7 protein-coding genes are annotated in these 9,278 nt (G+C 54.4%); 2 read left to right on the plus strand and 5 right to left on the minus strand.

Features of this window, described 5'->3' with window-relative positions:
* Window positions 1–50: 50 nt before the first annotated feature.
* The gene (locus tag ACR0DX_RS22430; protein WP_480847485.1) at window positions 51–719 is read right to left on the minus strand and encodes an ATP-binding cassette domain-containing protein; all 669 of its coding nucleotides are present in this window, start codon (window positions 717–719) and stop codon (window positions 51–53) included.
* A 100-nt stretch (window positions 720–819) separates the two neighbouring features.
* Here ACR0DX_RS22430 and ACR0DX_RS22435 point away from each other — a divergent pair, with 100 nt between their 5' ends.
* Window positions 820–1,869: a LacI family DNA-binding transcriptional regulator gene (locus ACR0DX_RS22435; RefSeq protein ID WP_170356574.1), complete on the plus strand. Its 1,050-nt coding sequence runs from the start codon at window positions 820–822 to the stop codon at window positions 1,867–1,869.
* A gap of 201 nt (window positions 1,870–2,070) precedes the next feature.
* Here the strand turns inward: ACR0DX_RS22435 and ACR0DX_RS22440 are convergent, their stop codons facing one another.
* A complete protein-coding gene (locus ACR0DX_RS22440) occupies window positions 2,071–2,487 on the minus strand; it encodes a hypothetical protein (RefSeq protein WP_170356575.1) in 417 nt (138 codons plus the stop codon).
* A 167-nt stretch (window positions 2,488–2,654) separates the two neighbouring features.
* Here ACR0DX_RS22440 and ACR0DX_RS22445 point away from each other — a divergent pair, with 167 nt between their 5' ends.
* Window positions 2,655–4,289 (plus strand): winged helix-turn-helix domain-containing protein, encoded by a 1,635-nt coding sequence (locus tag ACR0DX_RS22445; protein ID WP_170356576.1) that lies wholly within the window; start codon window positions 2,655–2,657, stop codon window positions 4,287–4,289.
* A 50-nt stretch (window positions 4,290–4,339) separates the two neighbouring features.
* On the opposite strand, the gene ACR0DX_RS22450 is transcribed toward ACR0DX_RS22445, so the two are convergent.
* The 3 genes from ACR0DX_RS22450 to ACR0DX_RS22460 form a co-directional block, all read right to left on the minus strand.
* Window positions 4,340–6,253: an adenylate/guanylate cyclase domain-containing protein gene (locus ACR0DX_RS22450; RefSeq protein WP_170356577.1), complete on the minus strand. Its 1,914-nt coding sequence runs from the start codon at window positions 6,251–6,253 to the stop codon at window positions 4,340–4,342.
* 1,129 nt (window positions 6,254–7,382) lie between these two features.
* Entirely contained in the window at window positions 7,383–8,657 is a 1,275-nt protein-coding gene (locus tag ACR0DX_RS22455; RefSeq protein WP_480847488.1) for a membrane dipeptidase, read from the minus strand.
* 47 nt (window positions 8,658–8,704) lie between these two features.
* On the minus strand, window positions 8,705–9,278 hold a 574-nt coding region (locus ACR0DX_RS22460), incomplete at its 5' end, for a carbohydrate porin (protein WP_480847490.1).

Genomic DNA, 9,278 nt, shown 5'->3' on the forward strand with positions numbered 1-9,278 from the left:
AAATCCGCCGCATAATCAAACCAACCAGATGCGCCAGATCCTCTCTTAGCTCAGGCAGCCATCTGTCCCAAAATCCCTGACAACGGACATACATAGATCATACCGACACCTTGTTCCTTCAACGGGCGGAGGGCTTCGAACAGTCGTTCGACCTCGTCCGCAGGTAGGGATGCGGTTGGTTCATCCAGCACCAGATAGTCACAATCTACGGCCAAAGCGCGAGCAATCGCGACCAGAGACTTCTCGGTCCGCGACAAGTCCTGAACCCGCGTGGTCGGATCGAATTCACATCCCACCTTGTCCAGCGCGTCCTGTGCAAAGCTCTCCACAGATTTCCAATTGATCAAACCGCCCTTTCGCGAATAGCCCAGAGCAAGCGCAATGTTCTCGGCCACGGTCATCCATTCGATCATGCCGAGATCCTGATGGATAAACGCCACGGACTGACGCTCGCCGAACCCACCTGGATGATGTTCGTAGGGCTCACCGTTGATCAGAACGCGTCCCTCATCCGCTTTGTGAATTCCGCCGAGGATTTTGATGAGGGTCGATTTCCCGGCTCCGTTTTCTCCCAGCAGGGCAACAATCTCGCCGCGTTCGACATTCAGTGACACGTCGCGCAGCGCATAGGTGCCTCCGAAATGCTTCTTTATCCCGTCAAAGAACAGATTGTTTTGTGCAGTGCCGGGCACGGCTGTCTCCTCCTGGACTTGGGTCACCCTGATGCTCCTCAACATCGTATTGAGTTACCCGTAACGTTACGCTAGCATTCGCACAGACCCGCCCATTGTCAATAAAAAAGAGTTACCCGTAACGTAAATGAGCAGCGACACTGATAAATCAAATAAAAACAATAAAGTAAGCCTTGCCGAGGTAGCGAAAGCTGCGGGTGTGTCCAAGATGACGGCCAGCCGAGTCTTGCGCGACGAGGGTGGGTTTTCGGAAAAAACACGCGCCAAGGTTATGGCTGAAGTGGATAGGTTGGGCTACCTGCCGAATCGGCTAGCGACGGTTTTCGCGGGTGACAAAAAGTCCACTTTTGTCGGGGTCAGCATCCCTGAACTGGGCAACGAAATCTTCGCGCAGGTTCTGGAGGGTATCGACCGTAAACTCGGCGCGTTCGGACACCAGACTGTATTGGGCCTAACCGAGCATGAAATCGATCACGAAGAAAAATGGATCGAGACCGTGCTGTCCTGGCAACCTGCCGGTCTGATTATCACGGGCCGCTCGCATAGTCAGAAGGCGATCCAAATGCTACGCGGCGCGGGTATCCCGTTGGTAGAAATCTGGGACTTCAATTCCAGCCCTTTGGATATGTGCGTCGGACTTAACCATTTCGACAGCGGTTATAGTATGGGTCGCTATTTGGCCGGGATGAACTACCAGAAATTCGGCTATGTCGGCACCTCTCATGACGTGGCAAACGCGGCAACCGCACGTCTAAACGGCTTCTCCAAAGCCATCGAAGATGCAAACGGGCGTCTCGAAAAACAATTGCTGCTGAAGGACACGCCAGGCTTTTATACCGGATTTTACGGCACCGAGCAGCTGCTTGCGTCCCACCGCGATATCAAGGTCATTTTCTATCAGAACGACAACATGGCGATTGGTGGACTGCATTACGCCCAGAAAATCGGATTAAGCGTTCCGGATGACATTGGCATCGCCGGATGGGGCGATTTACCGATTTCAGCGATACAACCTTATCGGCTGACGTCAATTGCGGTGCCCCATCTGAAAATTGGCCAGATTGCAGCGGAAATGGTTCTGGCCCAAATCAACGGCGAACCAGCCAAGTCCACGACTGATGTCGGGTTTCGGCTAATTCCTGGGAGTACAGTAAGGAAGTCGCGGCCGACTGAGTAAACACTGCAACGATACGAGGAACGCATGCCAGTAACCCCGGCCCTTTGCTGCCGTTGGGCATGGCTAATGATGCTGCGAGGCAGCCCAAAAAATCGACCATTCACCGCGCATGGAGAACAGGACCGCTGGGTTCGCGCCTGCGATTTCTCCTTAACCAGAAAAATGGCAGGTACAGAGTTAGAACCAGTTTGAAACCGAAACTCAGAGACTAGTAGACGGTTCAAAGCTGTGCAGCTCGAAAGTTTTCTTTCCATCGGCGCTGAACTTCTGGACTGAGTCCCCGACGCGCAGCACTGTCATGCAGCGATAGCGCCCCTTGTCGGCGGCCATGGAAACGCAAACCTTGTCTGTATCGGTGATGGCAAATGCGCCGGCACCGCTCCATCCACCGTTCACAAGCTCTCCGCTCACGACATTGTTCGGGTCATAGAAAAAGCGAAATCGCTTCTCTCCCGACGTAGCTGTCACAGTATTTCCGATTAAAAGCTCTGCGATCTGATCGGCATTGAGGCGCTCGGCACCGTTGTTCAATGCAGCATCAAGATCCGTTTCAGCGAATGCCATGCTTCCCGCCAGAGCGAAGGCGGCAGCCATGCAAAGTGTTTTTAGTTGTGCCATATCATGTCTCCTTTTTTGCTTTAGATAACGTTACGGAGCGCTAACCCCCGAAAACGCTACGCCGGGCGAACGCGCCGGGCTTGATCGGAACCTGATTTTTTCTGACATTCCTCTGACAATCCGCAATCTTCGTTGAGCCAATGACATGGCAGAGTGTAGGTTGCAGTATGTATCGTTTCTTGGAGTTCCAACTTGATCCGAAACAGGGGCTGAATCGCTGTGGCGAACCAGTTGCTCTGGAACCTCAGGCCCTTCAATTGCTGGAATTTCTTGTCAGGAACCGAGACAGGATTGTTAGCAAGCAAGAGATCGTTGACGAGATTTGGGGCGGGGCTGCGATCACCGATGCGGCCCTGAACACGCGCATTCGGTCCGTGCGCAAGGCCTTGGGCGACACTGCTGCAAGCTCGGACTACATCAAGACCTTTCCAAAGCGCGGGTTCCAATTTGTGGCCCCGGTTGCATCGGACGACCCGCCTGAGCGCATTGCCCAGGCGCCCAAACGTGGCGTTTTTGTTGCGGGTGTGCTGTTCGCTTTGGCAGTCGCCATGCTGTCGCTCTCCATATTTGCCGACCGGCAGCGATTGCCTGGCACCGGAAAACCCTCTTTGGCCATTGTGCAGTTTGACAACATCGGGGACGAAAGAACGGGTCAGTATTTCGTCGATGGTCTCACCGACGACCTGATCGCGCATCTGTCGCGCAACCGGGAGCTGTTCGTTGTGTCCAGCGCAACGATGTTCTCTTACGCGAAGGATCACGCAACCCCGATCGAAATCGCGCGCGACCTTGGGGTTGGTTATGTGGTCCGCGGCAGCGTCCGCCGCGCCGATGGTCAGATGCGCGTCAGCGGAGAACTTATTGATGTCGACAGCGCCCAAACCATCTGGGCTGAGGTTTTTGATCGTCAGGTAACGGATGTCTTTGAGGTTCAAGACGAGATCAGCCGGGCCATCGTGGGCCAGTTGTTGCCTGAGATATATCAGTCCGGCGAAGCACGGTCGCAGGAAAAACCGACCGAAGACATGGGTGCATGGGATCTGTATTTGCGCGGTCGGGCGCGGCAGGCCGTGTTTTCGCAAGAGGCTCAGCAAGACGCGGTGACGTTTGCACAGTCCGCCATCGCAGCGGATCCGGAATTCGCGGCAGCACACAGCCTGTTGGCCCGCGCGCTGGGAACGATATTCTTCTTTCAATGGTCAGATACTCCTCAGGACACGTTGATTGCCGCTACTGAGGCGGCCAAGAGAGCAATTGAACTGGACGATCAGGACGCACAGGCACATGCAGCTCTTGGCTATATCTACCGCTTTACAGGAGAGGCCGATCCAGCCATCGCAAATCTCGAACGCGCTGTCGCGCTAAACCCCAATGATGCGCGTATACGGCTGGAATTGGCACATACCTATGACTGGTTCCGCATGCAGGACCGCGCCCTGCCCGAGATAGAGATGGCGATCCGGTTAAGCCCGCGCGATCCGATGTTGCAAAACATGTACTTCTACCAGGGTCACATCTTGTTTCATCTGGGACGCTACGAAGAAGCGCTGGACGCAGCCCGGCAGTTAGGCGCGGTGGCAACAAGCAATACTTGGCGACTGTTTCATCACCTGTTAAGCGCGGCAACTCTTGCCGAGATGGGCAAACAAGACGAGGCTCAAGAGGCCGTTAATGATGCGCTTGAGATCAACCCCAGACTGTCAATCTCAGCGATGCGCAGGCAATTCGCGGGATCAAAAAACCACCCCGAAAACCGGCGGATCTGGCTGGCAAGCTTGCAAAAGGCGGGCGTGCCCGAATAACAATTGGTGCCAGACTTGGCGCTACCCTATGCCTTACCGCCCCCTATCGGTTAGCCTGCACTATCCTGAAGCGGGGCAAACTGACCTTCGGGCATGTCAACAGCTCTGTAGGCTTCCACGAAAGGCTGGATGTGTTCGTCGGGGCGCGCAAAGCGCCGATACATCCAGACAATGTCAGCAATTTTTATACCCGGACGAATTTTGTTTAGCTTGTCCCGCGCGGAAATGGCGGCCTCGTACGGACCCAGTTCAGCCAGTATCGCAACCTCGATGGACACCGACCACCAAATGTCCGGCTGAGCCCCCTTGCGATAGGTGCTCAGCGCTGTTTCATAATCTCCGTTCAGGAAATGATACTCGGCCAGCGCCTGATACCAATTTGGGTCTGCTGCATTTGGATCAAGCGCAATTGCATTCTCAACAAGAGCGGCGCCCAATTCCAGACGCCCGGACCAAATGAACTCATAGCCGATCTGCCCTTGCAGATACCGATCTGTCCCCAATGCAAGCGCTGTTTCGGCGGACGAAAAGAACCCGTCAAGATCGCGCTGTATCTGTAACACAAGCGCCAAAAGGAAGTGAGCGCGCGCAGAATACGGATTCAGCGACACTGCGTTCCGCGCTGCCTCTTCTGCGCGTTGGATTTTCTCATCCTGTGTTCCTGGATACAGCCCGGTAAACAGCTTCACATCCGTCAGCAGTGCCTCGGCCAATTGCGCCCACCCGCGCCAATACTCGGGTTCGTCTTCGACAACCCGCAGGATACAGCCGCGGACGCGCTCTTGCATATCTCGTCGGTTCAGAAAACCAACGCGCAGCAGGGAACATTCATAAGACGAGAGATGTTCCGGAGGTTTAGCACGCGCATGACCTGCGTGAATACGCTTGATTGCTCCGCCCGCGTCACCCACAGCCGAGGCCACTTTTTCGGTTATGTTCAGCTGAACGTCCAGAATATTTGAAGTCGTGAGGCTTTCGTCATACGCCCCCGACCAGACCTGAAACTCCGAAGTTGTGTCTATCAGTCGCGCTGTCACGCGCAGGCGGTCTGCAACCTGGCGGACAGAACCTTCCAGCACATATTCCGCGCCGAACTTCTGCCGGATACTGCGCAGGTCACTTTCGTCCGGTCCGACGGAATGGGTGGATTGGCGGGAGAGTACATTGAGGTCCTGGTAGCTCCCTAGCTCAACGATGATGTCTTCGCCAATGCCAACAGCCAATAAATCGCGGGCGTCCGTATTGCTGAGGTTTTGAAACGGCAGAACCGCAACGGTCGGACCTGCTGGATCTGTCAACAAAGCAGCTTCATCAAAGGTCATGGCATCAAGCGGCTCGTGATCAAAGCCGATCCACCACGTTAACACGCTCATAACGCCCAGACCTACTAAAACCGATGCACCGGCCATCAATGGAAGTTTGTTTGATCGCCATTTGGATATGGGCGCACTGTCGGTTATTACACGGAAAACCCGAACCGGTTTAGCGATGTTTTTCAGGTTTTTCAGACCCAGATCCTCAAATCCGGCATCCACCTTGCCCGCTGCCTGCTGTGCGACACTCTCAGAAACTGCGACACCGCCTGGGTCAGCCAGACTTTCAATGCGGGAGGCAACATTCACCCCGTCACCATAGAGGTCCCCATCAGCGATCATGACATCACCGAGGTTTATTCCGATCCGAAGCTGCAACCGCGACCCGTTGGCAAGTGTCGGAGCAGCCTCAGTCATTGCCCGCTGTATCTCGACGCCACAAGCTACGGCATCGACCACCGAAGTGAATTCCACAAGAGCACCATCCCCCATTAACTTGACGAGGCGCCCGTGGCTTTTTGTAATTGCGGGATCAAAAATCTCTGAACGCAGAGTTTTGAGGGCGGACAATACCCCTGCCTCGTCGCTTCCCATCAACGACGAATACCCAACGACATCGGCAGCCATGATCGCGGCGAGTCGGCGCTGCATAGGACCCTCCTGATCGCATTCTAACGGATGCCACGAAATCTCGACAATGCACGCCCTTCAGGTAATCCAACTAATTTGGTTGTCATGGCATAGACTAAATGTCAGCTATCACCTCGATAGCTCCTACTATTTGCGCCCGCAAAGAAAGTCAGCTTTCCGCCTCTCTGGTATAAGCGAAGTCCTGGAAACGGCCTTTGGATGCGAAGGGGATGCGTTCTGGCGCCAACGAGATTTTGAGGTTCAATGCTCGCATGGATATAGCGTTAGGGAACTTCTTCATTGGGTAGAAAGTGCCTGCCAAATGTTGCCTTCAAGGTGGAAACGCTTCTGGAGGCGTGTAACCAAGGTCACGCATTCAGAAGCCCGTGTAACAGCGGTATGGAGCCAATTCCTCGCATATTTGTCGAAGATGTGACTTTCGTCCTCTATGATCACGTGGCCTCACTGGCTGCCTTGGGCTTTATGAACTGTCAACGCGTAGCCATACTTAAACTTCTGAGAATTTTTTCGTTCCTGGTCCGCATCCAGTATCTCATCGATCTCAAGACTCCAGTCCGGCACCACACGGCTGTCGCATTAAGCACTGTATTTCAACGGTTTCCCTTAACGAGTGTCTGTCGCCAGCCGTAGGACCGGGCTGTCCTTGGCATGACTTCGGAACAGACGTTCCCAACTCGTAGAGAGGCCGCCCTGCGCGGCCTTTCGCGTTTCTGGACAGGGCGTCCTTGTAAGTTTGGGCACATGGCTGAGCGGTACGTCAGCAACTGCCAATGTGTATAATGCAGAGAAAACGGCGGAGCGAGATCGGAAAAGACGAGCAGTTGATCCATCATGTCGTATGTATCGGTCTGTGCAGAACCGGTCTCGTCAAGCACTAAAGCAGCGGCCTGCCCATCCGAGGTGGTCGGTTGATCTCTGGAAACCTTAAAACAACACCTTGAGGTCCAGTTCTTGGACGGCATGTCATGGTATCGGTATGGTCAATGGGAGGTGGACCAAATTATGCCTCTTTCGGCTGCCCGGTCTTTGGAACACCTCATCGAACTCTGCCACTACTGCAATCTTCAACCACATTGGATGCGGGACAACCTAGCAAAGGGCGGGACGTAAACCTCGCCCGTGCGGGACGTCATCTGTCTTGTTCCAGTAAGCTCGCAATAATCCAACGCGAATAAAACCCATCACGTAGTTCTTGCCTTAGGCGCAGACGCTCGGGGTACTCTTTCAGGAATAGTTCGGGTGGTTTGCCCTCCCAAACTTGCGCATAAACTCGCATCTTGTTACCGCCATAAATCTTCGCAAGGTCCTCATTGGAATAACCCCTCGCCCAAAGGTCATCGGTAATCGCCGCAAGAATTTTGGCAAGTTCACCGTTGCCAGTGGCCCCTTTGTTGAACGCATCGATCATGTAGCCGCCGTCGTCGTACATGCTCGCGTTTGCAGTTGCGAACTGTACGACCAGTTCGAGCGAGAACATATCATCGGTTGCGATCCCAACATGGTCGACCCCCACAAGCTGGACATAGTAGTCGATCATATCAGCAGCTTGCTCGGGCGAGATATCCTCAGGCCAAACACCGTCCATCATCCATTCGGTGAAGGTCGGAGAAATGTAACCACCTGATTTGGCCGCACGTAATGCTTCGTCGTCGGGAATGGCCCGATAACAACCGCGTGGCGTGGCGTTAGGTTCATTCGCATAAAGCCCAGCTGGGACAGAGTGCGTATAGACATATGGCACGCCGGGATAGTTTTCATCCATGTAGTCCATGGCGTCGTTGGCCGTTTTTGAACCCGTGTGACTTAGGTCGAGCAGGATGCCGAACCGTACCATTTCATCGATGACTGACTTCCCCCAAGGCGTCAGACCAATGTCGCGGCCGTTATAGGCCGCTAACTGCCCAGAACCAGTGCGGAAAATGTCATTGTAAGCAAGGATCATGCTTTTGACCCCCATATCCTTGAGCACTGCCATCTTCCTTAGATCGCCGTCCAGAATCGTGGCCGTTTGGCTGTTCCAAATGACCGCCGTTTTTCCCTGTATATGGGCAGCCTCAATATCGCGGGTTTCATTCACGATGAGGTAGTTTTCCGGTTGCTGGGCCATGGCAGCGCGAAAGTGGTAATGCTGATCAAGAAAGGTATCGAAAGACATATCCGCAGCGGCCAGCGTCATCTCGTGTCCCGTAATGCCGTTGTCCCGGGCACGTGCGAAGTAAGTGTGAAGCTGCTCGTCTTCGGTCCAACCGGTGCCATAGGGGCTGGCCAACATGCCAATGACAATTGTGTCCTGAACAAACTGCTTCGCCTCTTCTGACGCCGCCCATGTCTTGCTTTCCTCGCTCGCGTGTAGTGCGCAACCAAAAGTGATCGCTATGGCGCTTGCGGCCAACAGGGTCCTCATAACAGAGCCTCCTCAGCTGTTTTGTTTTGCCACCGCATGAGACCCCCTCAGAAAACGATCCGGGTTCTGAGGCCGAACAGTGTGATGTTGTCCTGAGTGGGGTTCAGCAGCGGGTTGGAAATGAACTGCAGTGATGGCGTGATCTGCAACCCGGGCGAGATTGAAAACCGGTAGAATGCTTCGAGCGTGAATTGGTCACCGTCTATGCCTCTTGCCTCGGCCCAGTTCAGGCCCAGCCCGGCCAAATCGGTATTGCGACCATAGTAGCCCAGACCTGCAGAGACGGACCGGTCATAAAGCGCTGCGGTCCCCTTTGAGGCCCCAGCCCGAAAGAACGGCATCCACTTGTTGTCAACAAACCATGCTGCGGAAAACGCCGCGCCGTAATCTTCCGCTCGACTGCCATCGTCAGCCGCATCCGCATGCCAGAGGGTCAGATGGATATTGTCGAAGTAGATGCGATCAAAGCCGGAGGTGTAACCAAGTTCGAGTGATTTGAAGAGATTGCCGTCGCTAAACACATCAAAGTCTGGATCGGACGGGTCGGCGTTTGCGTCTGATACGCTGGCAACGGCGTAGAGGTTCTCGCTCAGCTTTACCCCACCGGCAATACCAAGGCCT

It is taken from the genome of Ruegeria sp. D3 (assembly GCF_056534465.1).

What these genes read in the sequence shown, in the direction of transcription:
- ACR0DX_RS22450 (WP_170356577.1), bottom strand. Translation starts at nt 6,253, where the DNA reads ATGCAGCGCCGACTCGCCGCGATCATGGCTGCCGATGTCGTTGGGTAT.
- ACR0DX_RS22435 (WP_170356574.1), top strand. Translation starts at nt 820, where the DNA reads ATGAGCAGCGACACTGATAAATCAAATAAAAACAATAAAGTAAGCCTT.
- ACR0DX_RS22455 (WP_480847488.1), bottom strand. Translation starts at nt 8,657, where the DNA reads ATGAGGACCCTGTTGGCCGCAAGCGCCATAGCGATCACTTTTGGTTGC.
- ACR0DX_RS22445 (WP_170356576.1), top strand. Translation starts at nt 2,655, where the DNA reads ATGTATCGTTTCTTGGAGTTCCAACTTGATCCGAAACAGGGGCTGAAT.
- ACR0DX_RS22440 (WP_170356575.1), bottom strand. Translation starts at nt 2,487, where the DNA reads ATGGCACAACTAAAAACACTTTGCATGGCTGCCGCCTTCGCTCTGGCG.